At 69.0% G+C, this 14184-nt stretch carries 16 protein-coding genes; 9 read left to right on the top strand and 7 right to left on the bottom strand.

Going from position 1 to position 14184, the window contains the following annotated elements:
• Positions 1-76 precede the first annotated feature (76 nt).
• Positions 77-2365, top strand: a complete 2289-nt coding sequence (purL, locus tag ORV05_RS33610; RefSeq protein WP_268755890.1) for a phosphoribosylformylglycinamidine synthase subunit PurL — start codon at positions 77-79, stop codon at positions 2363-2365.
• A gap of 34 nt (positions 2366-2399) precedes the next feature.
• On the opposite strand, the gene ORV05_RS33605 is transcribed toward purL, so the two are convergent.
• Positions 2400-2903 (bottom strand): GNAT family N-acetyltransferase, encoded by a 504-nt coding sequence (locus tag ORV05_RS33605; RefSeq protein ID WP_268755889.1) that lies wholly within the window; start codon positions 2901-2903, stop codon positions 2400-2402.
• A gap of 31 nt (positions 2904-2934) precedes the next feature.
• Here ORV05_RS33605 and ORV05_RS33600 point away from each other — a divergent pair, with 31 nt between their 5' ends.
• Entirely contained in the window at positions 2935-3522 is a 588-nt protein-coding gene (locus ORV05_RS33600; RefSeq protein WP_268755888.1) for a helix-turn-helix domain-containing protein, read from the top strand.
• Here the strand turns inward: ORV05_RS33600 and ORV05_RS33595 are convergent.
• From ORV05_RS33595 to ORV05_RS33580, 4 genes are all read right to left on the bottom strand, one after another.
• A complete protein-coding gene (locus ORV05_RS33595) occupies positions 3513-4622 on the bottom strand; it encodes a hypothetical protein (RefSeq protein WP_268755887.1) in 1110 nt (369 codons plus the stop codon). The genes ORV05_RS33600 and ORV05_RS33595 overlap by 10 nt on opposite strands.
• A 171-nt stretch (positions 4623-4793) precedes the next feature.
• Positions 4794-5675, bottom strand: a complete 882-nt coding sequence (locus ORV05_RS33590; protein WP_268755886.1) for a lysozyme — start codon at positions 5673-5675, stop codon at positions 4794-4796.
• Between the two features lie 185 nt (positions 5676-5860).
• Positions 5861-6769, bottom strand: coding sequence for a lysozyme (locus ORV05_RS33585; protein ID WP_407652635.1), 909 nt, complete (start codon positions 6767-6769; stop codon positions 5861-5863).
• 95 nt (positions 6770-6864) lie between these two features.
• On the bottom strand, positions 6865-7488 hold the full coding sequence (locus tag ORV05_RS33580; protein ID WP_268755884.1) for a type VII secretion system-associated protein: 624 nt from the start codon (positions 7486-7488) through the stop codon (positions 6865-6867).
• Positions 7489-7543: 55 nt separating this feature from the next.
• On the opposite strand from ORV05_RS33580, the gene ORV05_RS33575 reads away from it, so the two are divergent.
• From ORV05_RS33575 to arfB, 7 genes are all read left to right on the top strand, one after another.
• Positions 7544-7924 carry a sterol carrier family protein gene (locus tag ORV05_RS33575; RefSeq protein ID WP_268755883.1) on the top strand — a complete coding sequence of 127 codons (381 nt, stop codon included), beginning with the start codon at positions 7544-7546 and terminating at the stop codon, positions 7922-7924.
• A gap of 136 nt (positions 7925-8060) precedes the next feature.
• Positions 8061-8939, top strand: a complete 879-nt coding sequence (locus ORV05_RS33570) for a helix-turn-helix domain-containing protein (RefSeq protein WP_268755882.1) — start codon at positions 8061-8063, stop codon at positions 8937-8939.
• 226 nt (positions 8940-9165) lie between these two features.
• Complete coding sequence (locus tag ORV05_RS33565) at positions 9166-9405, top strand: DUF397 domain-containing protein (protein WP_144586195.1); 240 nt, start codon at positions 9166-9168, stop codon at positions 9403-9405.
• 13 nt (positions 9406-9418) lie between these two features.
• On the top strand, positions 9419-9760 hold the full coding sequence (locus ORV05_RS33560) for a hypothetical protein (protein WP_268755881.1): 342 nt from the start codon (positions 9419-9421) through the stop codon (positions 9758-9760).
• A gap of 135 nt (positions 9761-9895) precedes the next feature.
• A complete protein-coding gene (purF, locus tag ORV05_RS33555) occupies positions 9896-11428 on the top strand; it encodes an amidophosphoribosyltransferase (protein ID WP_268755880.1) in 1533 nt (510 codons plus the stop codon).
• 31 nt (positions 11429-11459) lie between these two features.
• Positions 11460-12530, top strand: coding sequence for a phosphoribosylformylglycinamidine cyclo-ligase (gene purM / locus ORV05_RS33550; protein ID WP_268755879.1), 1071 nt, complete (start codon positions 11460-11462; stop codon positions 12528-12530).
• Positions 12511-12948 (top strand): alternative ribosome rescue aminoacyl-tRNA hydrolase ArfB, encoded by a 438-nt coding sequence (gene arfB, locus ORV05_RS33545; RefSeq protein WP_268755878.1) that lies wholly within the window; start codon positions 12511-12513, stop codon positions 12946-12948. The genes purM and arfB overlap by 20 nt, the downstream gene beginning before the upstream one ends.
• Positions 12949-13010: 62 nt before the next feature.
• Here the strand turns inward: arfB and ORV05_RS33540 are convergent, their stop codons facing one another.
• A complete protein-coding gene (locus tag ORV05_RS33540) occupies positions 13011-13871 on the bottom strand; it encodes a 3-hydroxybutyryl-CoA dehydrogenase (RefSeq protein WP_268755877.1) in 861 nt (286 codons plus the stop codon).
• 96 nt (positions 13872-13967) lie between these two features.
• Positions 13968-14165 (bottom strand): DUF3073 domain-containing protein, encoded by a 198-nt coding sequence (locus ORV05_RS33535; protein ID WP_144586201.1) that lies wholly within the window; start codon positions 14163-14165, stop codon positions 13968-13970.
• Positions 14166-14184: the final 19 nt, after the last annotated feature.

The following is a 14184-nucleotide window of genomic DNA, read 5'->3' as shown; positions in this document are numbered from 1 at the left end:
GGGGCGAGCGATTTTTACCCGCTCAGGCCCGTTGGCCCCCCACGCCGGCGCGAGGGGGCCCGTTTACCCTGGAGAGGTGACGGAATCCCTGGTCATCGACACGACCGCGCACGCCGCCGAAACCCCGGACACCCCGCAGCCCTACCGCGAACTCGGCCTCGCCGACGACGAGTACGCCCGCATCCGCGAGATCCTCGGCCGCAGGCCCACCGACGCCGAACTGGCCATGTACTCGGTGATGTGGAGCGAGCACTGCTCCTACAAGTCGTCCAAGAAGCACCTGCGCTACTTCGGGGAGACCACCACCGAGGAGATGAAGGCCAAGATGCTGGCCGGCATCGGCGAGAACGCGGGCGTGGTGGACATCGGGGACGGGTGGGCCGTCACGTTCAAGGCGGAAAGCCACAACCATCCGTCCTATGTGGAGCCTTACCAGGGCGCGGCCACCGGGGTCGGCGGGATCGTCCGCGACATCCTCGCGATGGGCGCGCGCCCGCTGGCGGTGGCCGATTCGCTCCGCTTCGGCCCGGCCGATGCCCCCGACACCCGTCGCGTGCTGCCCGGGATCGTGGCGGGTGTCGCCGGCTACGGCAACTGCCTCGGCCTGCCGAACGTCGGCGGCGAGGTCGTGTTCGACCCGTCCTACGCGGGCAACCCGCTGGTGAACGCGCTGTGCGTGGGCGCGATGCGGGCCGAAGACCTGCACCTCGCGTTCGCCTCCGGCACCGGCAACAAGATCATCCTGTTCGGGGCCCGCACCGGTCTCGACGGCATCGGCGGCGTGTCGGTACTGGCCAGCGACACCTTCTCCGGGGAGGAGTCCGGCAGCGGCCGCAAGAAGCTGCCCAGCGTCCAGGTAGGTGACCCGTTCACCGAGAAGGTACTCATCGAGTGCTGCCTCGAACTGTTCGCGAAGAAGCTCGTGGTCGGCATCCAGGACCTCGGCGGCGCCGGGCTGTCCTGTGCGACCTCGGAACTCGCGGCGGCAGGCGACGGCGGGATGTTCATCGACCTCGACCGCGTTCCCTTGCGAGCCGAGGGGATGACGGCGGCGGAAATCCTCTCCAGCGAGTCGCAGGAGCGCATGTGCGCGGTCGTCGAACCGTCCAAGGTGGACGAGTTCATGGCGATCTGCCGCAAGTGGGACGTGCTCGCCACCGAGATCGGCGAGGTGACCGACGGCGACCACCTGGTCATCACCTGGCGCGGTGAGACCGTGGTCGACGTGCCGCCGCGCACCGTTGCCCTGCAGGGTCCCGTGTACGACCGGCCGATCGAGCGGCCGTCCTTCCAGGACGCGCTGCAGGCCGACACCCCGGACGCGCTGCCCCGGCCGACCACCGCGGAAGAGCTGCGGGAAACGCTGCTGCGCGTGATCTCCTCGCCGAACCAGGCCGCCAAGGACTGGGTCACCGAGCAGTACGACCGCTACGTCCGCGGCAACACCGTGCTCGCCCAGCCCGCCGACTCGGGCCTGATCCGGATCGACGAGAACACCGGCCGCGGGGTCGCGGTGTCCACCGACTGCAACAGCCGGTTCGTCTACCTCGACCCGTACACCGGCGCCCAGCTCGCGCTGGCCGAGGCGTACCGCAACGTCGCCACCACCGGTGCCACCCCGCTCGCCGTCACCGACTGCCTCAACTTCGGCGCCCCGACCGATCCGGGCGTGATGTGGCAGTTCGAGCGGGCCGTACACGGCCTCGCCGACGGGTGTGCCCAGCTCGGCATCCCGGTGACCGGCGGCAACGTCAGCTTCTTCAACCAGACCGGCGACACCGCGATCCTGCCCACCCCGCTGGTCGGCGTGCTCGGCGTGATCGACGACGTCCGGCGCCGCATCCCCACCGGTATCGGCGCCGAGGCCGGGGAAACGCTGCTGCTGCTGGGCGAGACGCACGACGAGTTCGGCGGCTCCGCCTGGGCGCAGGTCATGCACGGGCACCTCGGCGGCCTGCCGCCGAAGGTGGACCTGGAGCACGAGCGCCTGCTCGCCGAGATCCTGGTCGCCGGTTCCCGTGACGGCATGATCTCCGCGGCGCACGACCTGTCCGACGGTGGCCTCGCCCAGGCGGTGGTGGAGACCGCGCTGGTGGGTCAGTGCGGGGCGCGCATCTTCCTCGACGAGGACGCCGACCCGTTCGTGCAGCTGTTCTCGGAGTCCGCCGGTCGCGTGCTGGTGGCCGTGCCGCGCACCGAGGAGCTGCGGTTCACCGAGATGTGCACCGCGCGGGGTCTGCCGTGGCGGAAGACCGGGGTGGTGGACCCCGAGTCGGACAGCCTGGAGATCCAGGGCGTGGCGGACTTCCCCCTCGACGAGCTGCGGGCGGCCTGGGAGGGCACCCTCCCCGAGATCTTCGGCTGAGGATCCCCCCGCCGAAGGGCCGTGAAGGGACCCTTCACGGCCCTTCGGGGGTCAGGCTGCGCTGCATCAGGAGCGTGTCGAGCCACTGGCCGTGCTTGAAGCCGACGTTGGTGAGCCGCCCCGCTTCGGCGAAGCCGTGGCGGCGGTGCAGCGCGGCGGACGCGCCGTCGCTCCCGTTGTCCACGATCACCGCGATCATCTCGCGGAGACCCGCCGCGGCGGATCGCGTCAGCAGCTCGCGGAACAGCAGGCCGCCGAGGCCCTGCCCGACCGCCCACGGCGCGAGGTAGATCGAATCCTCCACGGTCCGGCGGTAGGCGGGCCTGGTCTTCCATGGGCCGCAGTAGGCGTATCCGGCGAGCTTCCCCGAGGTTTCCACCACCAGGAACGGCAGGCCGGCGTCGACGATCGCGCTGAAACGCCGATCCCATTCGGCCTCGCCGGGTGGTTCGAGCTCGAAGGTGGCGGTGGAGTTCTCGACGTAGTACGCGTAGATCTCGGCAATCCCGGGGAGATCGTCCGGACTCGCCGATTTCACTATAGAAGAATGATCCACTACTATAGGATACATGGACCTGGTGGCACTGGGTGAGCGAATTCAGGCGGCGCGAACCGAACGGGGCCTGACCCTGCAAGCACTCGCCGAGCGCTCGGAAGTGAGCGTGAGCATGCTGTCCGCGGTCGAGCGCGCGGCGAAGGCGCCCACCGTCGTGGTGCTCGACCGCATCGCCACCGGGCTCGGCATCCCTCTCGCCGAACTGCTCACCCCGCCGGAACGGATGATCCTCCGCCGGGCCGCCGAGCAGGACACCGTGGCCGAGCCCGGCGGGTGGGAGCGCACCATCCTCACCCCCGTGGTCCCCGGCGTGAACTTCGAGTGGATCCGCTCGACCCTGCCGCCGCACTGCGAAGCAGGCACCTACCCGCCCTACGCGGCGGGCTCACACGAGTTCATCGTGGTCCAGACCGGCACACTGACCCTCACCGTCGACGGCGAGACCGTCGTCCTGCGCGAGGGAGACTCCCTCTACCTCGCGGCGGACGTGACCCTGTCCTACGCCAACCGCGCGGAAACGCCCTGCACGTACCACGTCGCGGCGATGATCATGCGGCCGAGGCGTCCCGGCCTCGGCCGCATGGCCGTCGATCAGAAGTAGGCGAAGTTGTCGATGCAGATGTTGGTGCTGCTGTCGGGGCTTTCGGGGCCGGCGGTGACGATCCCACCGACCGAGTCACCGCCGACGGTCCCCGAGAGCGTGCCCGTCGCCATCGAGCCGAAGACGCGGACGTCGACGCTGAGCTTCGCGCCCTTCGAGGCGGCGTCGCTGGCGGACTTCTGGACGTCGGTCACGTCCTTCTGACACACCATGGTCATCGCACCCGAGCTGTCCCCGGCGTTGACCTTGTCGATGAAGTCGTTCACGAGCTTGCCCGCCGGGGAGTCGGCACCGCTGTCCGAACTCGAACTCGACGACGAACTCGACGACGAGCTCGACGAGCGGCTCGACCGGGTCGACGAGGTCGGGGACGAACTGCCGGCGGCACTGTCGCTCTGCGTGTCCTTCCAGCACCACTTGCCGTTCTCGTTCGCCAGCACGGCGGCGAGGCTGCCCGCTCCCTTGCTGGTGGTGTAGTTCACCGCGACGGTCGCCTGGTTGCCGTTGACCTGCACCGGACCCAGCTTGACGGTCTTGACGGCCGACACGTCCTTGATCAGGCTGGTTACCGCCGAGGTGGCGTCGCCGCACTTCAGGCCGTTCAGCGCGGTCTGGTCGTGTTTGGCCACGGCATCGGCGACCGACTGCGCCGCGGCCTGCGCGGCCGCCTGCCCGCCCGAATCCTTGCTCAGGAAGAAGCCCGGCACCCAGAAACCGGTGATCCCCAGTGCGGCGAGGATCACCACGAGGCCGATGCTCAGCCCGATCCACAGGCCCTTCTTGCCACCACCACCGCCGCCGGGCTGTCCTCCGGGGTAACCCGGGAACTGACCGGTGGGCGGGTAGCCGCCACCACCGCCCGCCGAGGGGTCGAAAGCCGGATAGGGCTGGGTGTAGCCACCCTGCCCGTACTGCGGCGCACCGGGCTGGGGCGCACCGGGCTGGGGAAATCCGCCGGTCTGCGGATAGCCTCCCGGTTGGGGATAGCCGCCGGGCTGCTGACCGTACCCACCGGGCTGGCCGTACCCGCCGGGCTGCTGACCATAGGAATCCGGCTGCTGGCCGTAATCGGGCTGCCCCGGCTGCGGTGGATAGGTCATCGACGTCGCCTTTCGCCAGTCACTACGCCGCTTCGGACGTACCGACGCCGTGCCTGGTTCCCGTTCCCCCATGCCCCGACATCGCTTCGCGCCGAATTCTGCCCCTCGGCGGCCGTTCATGGCGAGGGGCTCCCGCCGGGAAAGGCGGGAGCCCCCTTCGGACCGGTCGGCTCAGTCGTGGTTGGTGGCGAGTGCGACCAGCCGGTCGTACGCACCGTTGAAGGTGTCCTGGTCGATCGGGCTGGAGCTGTACTGCCAGAACGTGTAGTAACTCCAGTTGTAGGGCAGCGTGCCCACCGTCGAGGCGTACCGGGCGACCCACAGCGGGTTGGTCGAGCTGAAGTCCCCGCTGACGCACTGGCTCCACCAGTTGGTGCTGGTGTAGATCGTCGGGTACTTGTTGGTCAGCGAGTGGTAGGTGTCGCTGAAGTCCTTGATCCAGACGGTCATCGCGCTCTTCGACAGGCCGTAGCAGGTCGCGCCGTACGGGTTGTATTCCATGTCCAGCGCGCCGGGAAGGGTCTTCCCGTCCGCCGACCAGCCGCCCCCATGGCTGACGAAGTACTTCGCCTGCGTGCCTCCGCTCGACGTGTCGGGGGTCGCGAAGTGGTAGGCACCGCGGATCATCCCGACGTTGTAGGAACCGTTGTACTGCTGGGTGAAATACGGGTTGGTGTAGGTGGTGCTCTCCGTGGCCTTCACGTAGGCGAACCTGATGCCGTCCGCCCAGTAGCCGTTCCAGTCGACGTTGCCCTGATAACCGCTGACGTCGATACCGGCCACCGTGGCGGTGGCGGCCAGTCCGTCGGCGTTCAGCCCCTGCGGCATCCGTGCCCGCGCCCGGCTGTCGGGGGTGGACCCGTCTCCCTCGACACGGCGGATCTGCGAGCCCATCGGGTGATCGTGGGTGGCCACATACCGGTCGATCGGCATCCCGTCGATCGACTTCGGCGCGGCGCCCGCCGGATTGGTCATGCCTCCCAGCAGGACCGCGGCGGAAGCGGTGGCGACAACCGCGGCGAACTGCCGCCATCTTCTTCGTGAAACCGACATTGCGTTACCTCTTCCTGTTGCCCTCGCGATGGACGGCCGTTTGCAGGGAGCCGTCCGCGCGTGATTCTTGATGACCCCAGGGCGACTTGTCACCGAATTCCGTGAAATTTCGGCGTCAGGTGAGTTATTTACGCATGTCGCTTCCGAAGATCCGACTTTCGTCGTCCTCCGCATGGACTAGACCATCAGGAAGCGGCCCTCGCGACGTCCCGAAGCCGCCCGAAAGCCTGGTTGAACCGGTTCTGGTCGCCGGGCAGCGCCCCGCGATCGGAGAACTGCCAGATCGCCTCCCGGGTCCAGCCCGCGGGCAGCGGGCCGATCTCGGGCGCGTAACGCGCGATCCACAGCGGGTTGTTCCCACCGAATCTCGCGTTGCTCCCGGTGCATTTGTTCCACCAACGGGTGGAGGTGTAGATCATCGGGAATCGGCCGGTGCGCGCCTTGTAGGTGTTCGAGAAATCGGCGAGCCAGTTGCTGAGCCGGACGGGGTCCATGCCGTAACAGGCATCGCCGTAGGGGTTGTACTCGGCGTCGAGCGCGCCGGGAAGCGTCCTGCCGTCGGGCGACCAGCCGCCGCCGTGGTCCACGAAGTAGTTCGCCTGGTTCGCACCATCGGAGACGTCCGGCCGGGCGAAATGGTAGGCACCACGGATCATGCCGACCTGGTAGGAACCGTTGTACTGCTGGGTGAAACGCGGGTTGATGAAGCCGTTGCCCTCGGTGGCCTTGACGTAGACGAAGCGGCCGCCGTCACGCCAGGCCGCCTGCCAGTCCACGTCGCCCTGATGGCCGCTCACGTCGTGCCCGAGGAGATCGCCGCCCCGATCGGCCTTGCCCAGGCCGGCGCGATCGGAGCGATCGGCTCGATCGGAGCGGGCCGTGCCGGTGATGGGCACCGGGACCACACCCTCGAACCGGGCGATCTGTGAACCGGCGAAAGTCGAGTCCGCCAGGCTGTAGTCCGCCGCGCCCCGGCCGGCGGCGGCCGCGGTCGGCGCGAGGCCCAGCAGGGCACTGGTCAGGCAGCCCGAAAGGCAGATCGCCACGCCACTGCGGCGTAGCTTGACATTCCAACGACGCACGGCGACTCCCATCCTCCGGAAGCCACGATGCCGTCAGCCGCCACGATGTGCGAGTCGATGATCACCCTTGGGAGTGATCTTCGCCGAGAAGCAGCCGGGATGGCTGATCAGCGGCGCCCTTCGGCCGCCAGCGCCTGTTCCAGATGCTCGGCGGGCACCACCGCGGTGACCACGTCATGCGGGTTGATCGTCACCGGATGGCCCGCCAGCAGGGGCACGATGTCCCGGCCGAGCACGGCCCTGGCGTGCGGCCACTCCCGCGGCACCAGGCTCTTCGAGGTGTACGCGGGCACCATCACCCGGCCGTCCGTGTTGTGGAACCCGATCACCGTGCGCTGCAACGGCGACATCGCGTACACGAACAGCGTGGCGTTGAGGATCACCGGCGGCAGGTCCTCGGTGGGGCGGTGCTGGGTGCGGACCAGCTGCAGCAACCGCTCCAGTTCGTTGGCGGGCTCGGGAAAGCCCAGCGCCTTCGGGGAAGGGCGGTAACGGTCGTTGGGGTGGAAGTCCTCGACGATGTGGCCCGCGGCGTTGACCGGGTACGCACCCACCACGGCCCACGACGGCACCGGGCCGTTGGGGTCGAACGCCTCGTCGATCACGTAGAGCCAGCTGTTCGGATTGGCCCTGGCGTTGGCGCGCATCTCGTCGGTGATCTTGGGCTTGCCCAGTCTTCCGCCGGCCTGGGGACTCGGTACGAGCCGGTCCGCTTCGTCCCGCTGCGCCATGTTCAACCCCACGTCTCGCGTGCCTCAGTACTGACGTTCACTCTACTGTTCCCCCATGCCCACTTCGCGTTCGGTCAACCCCGCAGAGTTACGTGCCGCGGTCGAGGCGACCTCGGCGTGGTTGAGCGGAGAAGGGGAGAAACCGCCGCGCGCGACACTGGCCGCGGCCGTGCGGCTCAGCCTACGCGCCCTGGCCTCGACCGCGCCGGGTCGAAGCGTGGAGGTGCGGGTCCCGCCCTTCGCCGCCGTGCAGTGCGTCGAGGGGCCGAGGCATACGCGCGGCACCCCGCCCAACGTGATCGAGACCGATCCGAAGACCTGGCTCGAACTGGCCACCGGTCGTCTAAAGTGGACCGAAGCGCTGGCGGCGGGCCGGATTTCGGCCTCCGGCACCCGCGCCGACCTCTCCCATTGGCTCCCGATCGTGCGCGTCTGAGCCCGGCGGCCTTGCCCGCCGGAGATGCGGCGGGAGCGCCCGGTGCCTATGGCCGCACCCCGTCGCGGTGTACCTTCGGTAGTCGGGTGATTTCTTTCCCACCGATCCCAGCCACGACTTGAGGAAGGTCCTCCCGATGGCTTTGGCCGACTCTGCTGAGCCGGAGCAGGGCACCGGCCCGACCGCACGACGGATGATCCTCGGCACCCAGTTGCGCCGGTTCCGGGAGGACGCGGGCATCACCCGCGCCCAGGCGGCCTGGGAGATCCGCGCCTCGGAGTCCAAGATCAGCCGGATGGAACTCGGCCGCGTGGGCTGCAAGGAACGCGACGTCGCCGACCTGCTCACCATGTACGGGGTGCACGACGAGGCGACCCGCGACTGGGCCCGGCAGATGGTCAAGCAGGGCAACCAGCCCGGCTGGTGGCACCGCTTCGGGGACACGCTGCCCGGCTGGTTCGACAACTACATCGGACTGGAGGAGGCGGCCACCCGCATCCGGACCTACGAGCTGATGTTCGTACCGGGGTTGCTGCAGACCGAGGCCTACGCACGCGCGGTGGTGAGCAGGGGCAACCCCGACAACGAGGACCCGAGGACGGAAAGCCGCGTCGCGGTGCGGATGCGCAGGCAGAAGCTGCTGACCGGGCCGAAACCGCCGCGGCTGTGGGCGGTGCTCGACGAGGCGGTGCTACACCGGCCCGTCGGCGGGGTCGCGGTGCTCAAGGGGCAGCTCGAGCACCTGCTCGACCTGATCAAGCTGCCGAACATCTCGGTCCAGATCGTGCCGTTCGACCTGTCCGGCTTCGCCGCCGAGAGCGCTTTCTCCCTGCTGCAGTTCGCCGAGCCGGAGCTGCCGAACATCGCCTACCTGGAACATCTCAACGGCGCGTCCTATCTGGAGAAGGCGGACGAGCTCGAGCTCTACGGCCGGGCCTTCGACCGGCTGACGGTCGACGCAGAAACACCCGATCGAAGTAGGCAAATGCTCATCAAGCGCCTGGCTGAGCTGTAACGGCAGGCTCTCGCAACTCTCCGTCACGACCGCGGCGGTCCGATCAGGGAAGCGGTTCACTCGATCGAACAGCCACCTGCTGAGCAGGACAAACACGCTGCGCACCGGCATAATGCCGAGCGTTTTCCTTGCGCCGACACTCCTGGTAATTTCCCGACTACAGTGCAAATGCACGTGCATCTGCACTGCCACTCTCGCGTAAGCATCGGGGAAGGCGAGGACAACCATGACCGGACGAATCGAAAACGGCCTGCCTGCGGACCTGCTCACCGGCGTCGCCTGGCGCAAGAGCGCCCGCAGCGGCGCCCTCGGCAACTGTGTGGAACTCGCCTCGTTGCCCACAGGCGAGATCGCCGTCCGCAACTCACGGTTCCCCTCCGGCCCGGCACTCGTCTACACGCGGGACGAGATGGCCGCGTTCGTAGCCGGCGCGAAGGACGGCGACTTCGACGATGTGCTCGGATGAACAGCGTCTCGACATGCGGCTGGCCGACCTCATCGAGCGCGGGTACCAGTTCCTGCACCCGCGCGACGACCAGGGCCGGATCGTCGCGGTCGTCGGGATCCGGGTGCACGACTCGGTCATCGACATGATCCGGCTCGAGGCCGAGGACGACGCGACCGCTCTCCGGCTACCCGGCGACGAGGCCGACGTCCTGGCCCCGCGGCGCGTGCTCTGGCGCAGCCAGGGCACCGCACGCCGGGTCCTCGACGACCTGCTCACCCTCGCCGACGACGCGTACGCGGTCCCTGGCCGGGTGCACGGCTGCTGGGTTCCGGGTGAGCACGGCCGCGCGAAATGGCTGGCCGCGACCGGCTGAAACGTGTCACCGGGCGGAGTGAGTGCCCTGGAGGCAGGGAGAAGGAGCGAAAGGTCACGTCCGCAGACCGTCGCGTCCGGCCGAGTGCCACCTACACTGATGGGTGGCATGCCCTCGTCTCCAGGGAGCACTTTCGTGGTTTCCGACCACATCGCGCACGACCAGCCCGAGTCCGAACCGCGTGAGGAATGCGGCGTCTTCGGTGTCTGGGCACCAGGCGAAGAAGTCGCAAAGATGGCCTACTACGGCCTGTACGCACTTCAGCACCGGGGGCAGGAAGCCGCCGGCATTTCCGTCTCCGACGGCAAGCAGATCGTGGTCTTCAAGGACCTCGGCCTGGTCAGCCAGGTCTTCGACGAGCAGGTGCTCTCGTCGTTGCAGGGCCACATCGCCGTCGGGCACTGCCGGTACTCCACCACCGGCTCCTCGACCTGGGAGAACGCCCAGCCCACCTTCCGCACCACGGACACCGGCAGCGGGCTTTCCCTCGCGCACAACGGAAACCTGGTCAACACGGCGGAGCTGCGCGACCGCACGCTGGAAGCCGGGCTCAAGCCGCACGCCGGCCTGACCGGCTCGTCCAGCGACTCCGACCTGGTCTGCGGACTGCTCGCCGCCTCCGCCGCGGACAAGGGCATCGAGGCCGCGGCACTCGAACTGCTGCCCACCCTCCGGGGCGCGTTCTGCCTCGTCTTCTCCGACGAGAACACCCTCTACGCGGCCCGCGACCCCCACGGTGTGCGCCCGCTGGTGCTGGGCAGGCTCGAACGCGGCTGGGTGATCGCCAGTGAGACCGCGGCCCTCGACATCATCGGCGCCTCGTTCGTCCGCGAGGTCGAAGCCGGTGAGCTCATCGCGATCGACGCGGAGGGGCTGCGCTCCTCGCGGTTCGCCAATCCCGAGCCCAAGGGCTGCGTGTTCGAGTACGTCTACCTCGCCCGTCCCGACACCGCCATCGCGGGCCGCAGCGTGCACGCCACCCGGGTGGAGATCGGCAAACGGCTCGCACAGGAGAGCCCGGTCGAGGCCGACCTGGTGATCCCGGTGCCCGAGTCGGGCACCCCGGCCGCGATCGGCTACGCGCAGGCCTCCGGCATCCCGTACGGCCAGGGCCTGGTCAAGAACGCCTACGTCGGGCGCACCTTCATCCAGCCGTCGCAGACCATCCGGCAGCTCGGCATCCGCCTCAAGCTCAACCCGCTGCGCGAGGTGATCCGCGGCAAGCGGCTGGTCGTGGTCGACGACTCGATCGTGCGCGGCAACACCCAGCGCGCGCTGGTCCGCATGCTCCGCGAGGCCGGTGCGCTGGAGGTCCACGTGCGGATCGCGTCGCCACCGGTGCGCTGGCCGTGCTTCTACGGCATCGACTTCGCCTCGCGGGCCGAACTGGTGGCCAACGGGGCCGATCTGGAAGGCATCCGGCGGCTCATCGGTGCCGACTCGCTGAGCTACGTCTCACTCGAAGGCCTGGTCGCGGCGTCCGAACAGCCGAAGACCCGGCTGTGCACGGCCTGCTTCGACGGCCACTACCCGATCCCGCTGCCGGAGGACGCGCTGATCGGCAAGCATCTGCTGGAGAGCATGGACAACGGCGCGGGGAGCCCCGCACCTTCCCTGACCGTCAGCCAGGCCGGGTACGGTGCTGGGGACGCCGTCCGGCGTCCCTGACGCTTCAAGACCAGTCTGGAGTCCGCTTGCCGTGAGCGAGTCCACGAACGCCACCTACGCCGCCGCCGGGGTCGACATCGACGCCGGTGACCAAGCCGTCGAGCTGCTCAAGCCGCACGCCGCGCGGGCGAGCAGGCCGGAGGTACTCGGCGGCGTCGGCGGGTTCGCCGGATTGTTCTCCCTGAAGCTGGACCGGTGGAAGGAGCCGGTGCTCGCCTCGTCCACCGACGGGGTCGGCACCAAGATCGCGATCGCGCAGGCGCTGGACAAGCACGACACCGTGGGCATCGACCTGGTGGCCATGGTGGTCGACGACCTGGTCGTGACCGGTGCGGAGCCGCTGTTCCTGCAGGACTACATCGCGGTCGGCAAGGTGGTGCCGGAGCGGATCGCGGAGCTGGTCGGCGGCATCGCCGAAGGCTGCGTCCAGGCGGGCTGCGCGCTGCTGGGCGGGGAGACCGCCGAGCACCCCGGCCTGATGGGCGAACACGACTACGACCTGTCCGCCACCGGCATCGGCGTGGTGGAAGCCTCCGAACTGCTCGGCCCGGAACGGGTGCGGCCCGGTGACGTGGTGCTCGCGATGGGCTCCTCCGGACTGCACTCCAACGGCTACTCGCTGGCGCGGCACGTGCTGCTGGACATCGCCCGCTTGCCGCTGGAAGGTCATGTCGAGGAGTTCGGCCGGACCCTCGGCGAGGAAATGCTCGAACCGACGCGCATCTACGCGAAGGACTGCCTCGCGCTCGCCGCGGAGGCCGAAGTGCGCACCTTCGCCCACATCACCGGCGGTGGCCTGGAGGCGAATCTGGCGCGCGTGCTTCCCGCCGGACTGCGTGCCGACCTCGAACGCGGCAGTTGGACCCCGGCGCCGGTGTTCGCCCTGATCGCGCAGCGCGGCAAGGTCGCGCGGGCCGAGATGGAGAAGACGTTCAACATGGGCGTCGGCATGGTCGCGGTGGTCAGCCCCGAGGACGCCGACCGGGCGCTCGCCGTGCTCACCGCGCGGCATGTCCCGGCTTGGATCCTGGGTGAGGTCCGCGCCACCGACGACACCGAGGGACCCCGCGCGGTGCTGTCCGGTGACCACCCCCGGTTCTGATCTCGCCGTCACGCGCCGCCTGGTCATCCCGGCCGGGGAACTGCGTGAGCGGTTTTCCCGGTCGTCCGGTCCCGGCGGCCAGGGCGTGAACACCACGGACTCTCGCGTCGAACTGTCCTTCGACGTGGCGACATCACCGTCGATCCCGGACGATCTGCGCCCGCGCTTGCTGGCCCGGCTGGCGTCCCGGCTCACCGGTGGCGTGCTGACCATCGCCGCGAGTGAGCATCGTGCGCAACTGGCGAACCGCGAGGCTGCGCGGGCGCGGCTGGTGGCGGTGCTCCGGGACGCGGCGGCGCCGCCCCCGCCGAAACGGCGCCCGACGAAACCCACGCGGGGTGCGAAGGAACGGCGCCTGGCGGAGAAGAAGCGCCGCGGCGACGTCAAACGCGGCCGCCGCGGCAGCTACGACGACTGAGCGGTGATTCGGCGAGTGCTGTCTTGCTCATGCCCGGGCAGGGCCGAGCTCAGACGTGGGGCTCAGGCGTAGGAGTAGAAGCCTCGTCCGCTCTTCTTGCCGAGCAGCCCGGCGTCGACCATGCGCAGCAGCAGCGGCGGCGGCGAGTACAGCGGCTCCTTGAACTCCTCGTACATCGACTCGGCGATCGCCTTGATCGTGTCGAGACCGATCAGGTCGGACAAGCGCAGCGGCCCCATCGGGTGCGCGGTGCCCAGTTCCATGCCGCGGTCGATGTCCACCGCCGAGGCGAACCCGGACTCGATCATGCGGATCGCGGAGAGCAGGTACGGGACCAGCAGCGCGTTCACGATGAACCCGGCGCGGTCCTGCGAGCGGATGACGGTCTTGCCGAGCACCTCGGTGGCGTGTGCCTCGGCGCGGGCGATCGTCTCCTCGCCGGTCAGCAGCGAAGGCACCAGCTCGACCAGCGGCAGCACCGGGACCGGGTTGAAGAAGTGGATGCCGATCACCTGCGCGGGACGGCGGGTCGCCATCCCCAGCTTCATGATCGGGATGGACGAGGTGTTCGAGGCGAAGATCGCGTCCTCGCGTTCGACGACCTTGTCCAGCGACCGGAAGACCTCGACCTTGGCCTGTTCCTGCTCGAGGATGGCCTCGACGACGAGATCACGGTCGGCGAAGGCGGAGAGGTCGGTGGTGAACGTCAGCCGCTTCACCGCCGCCTCGGCGTCGGCCTCGGTGAGCTTGCCCGCGCGGACACCGCGCTGCAGCGACTTCTCGATCCGGGCTCGTCCGGCGTCCAGGGCCGGCTGGCTGACCTCGGTGACGACCACGTCGATGCCCGCTCTCGCGTGCACCTCCGCGATTCCCGAGCCCATCAGTCCGGCACCAACCACGCCGACGCGCTGGATGTCCGCCATCGCACACTCCTTCAGATCCGGTGAGCCCGGAGCACGACGAGGAACGAGGGCGGGGTCCGGAATCTCCCCGGACCTCGCCCTCGTGCTTCGTCGGCGTCAACGACGGTAGTCGTCGTAGTCCTCGTCGTCGTCCTCGATCGCGTACGGGTCCTTGAACTCGTCCTCGTCGTGGGAGTTCTGAGAGGATTTACCTGACAGCTCGCGCTGCAAAGCATCGAAGTCAGTGTCGTGAGTGCTGTATTTGAGCTCTCGCGCCACCTTCGTCTGCTTGGCCTTAGCCCGGCCGCGCCCCATGGCTCGACCCCCTCGCACA

Source organism: Amycolatopsis cynarae (assembly GCF_026802195.1).
In the GTDB taxonomy this organism is placed as follows: domain Bacteria; phylum Actinomycetota; class Actinomycetes; order Mycobacteriales; family Pseudonocardiaceae; genus Amycolatopsis_E; species Amycolatopsis_E rhizosphaerae.
This window is presented reverse-complemented; position numbering and strand designations above follow the sequence as displayed.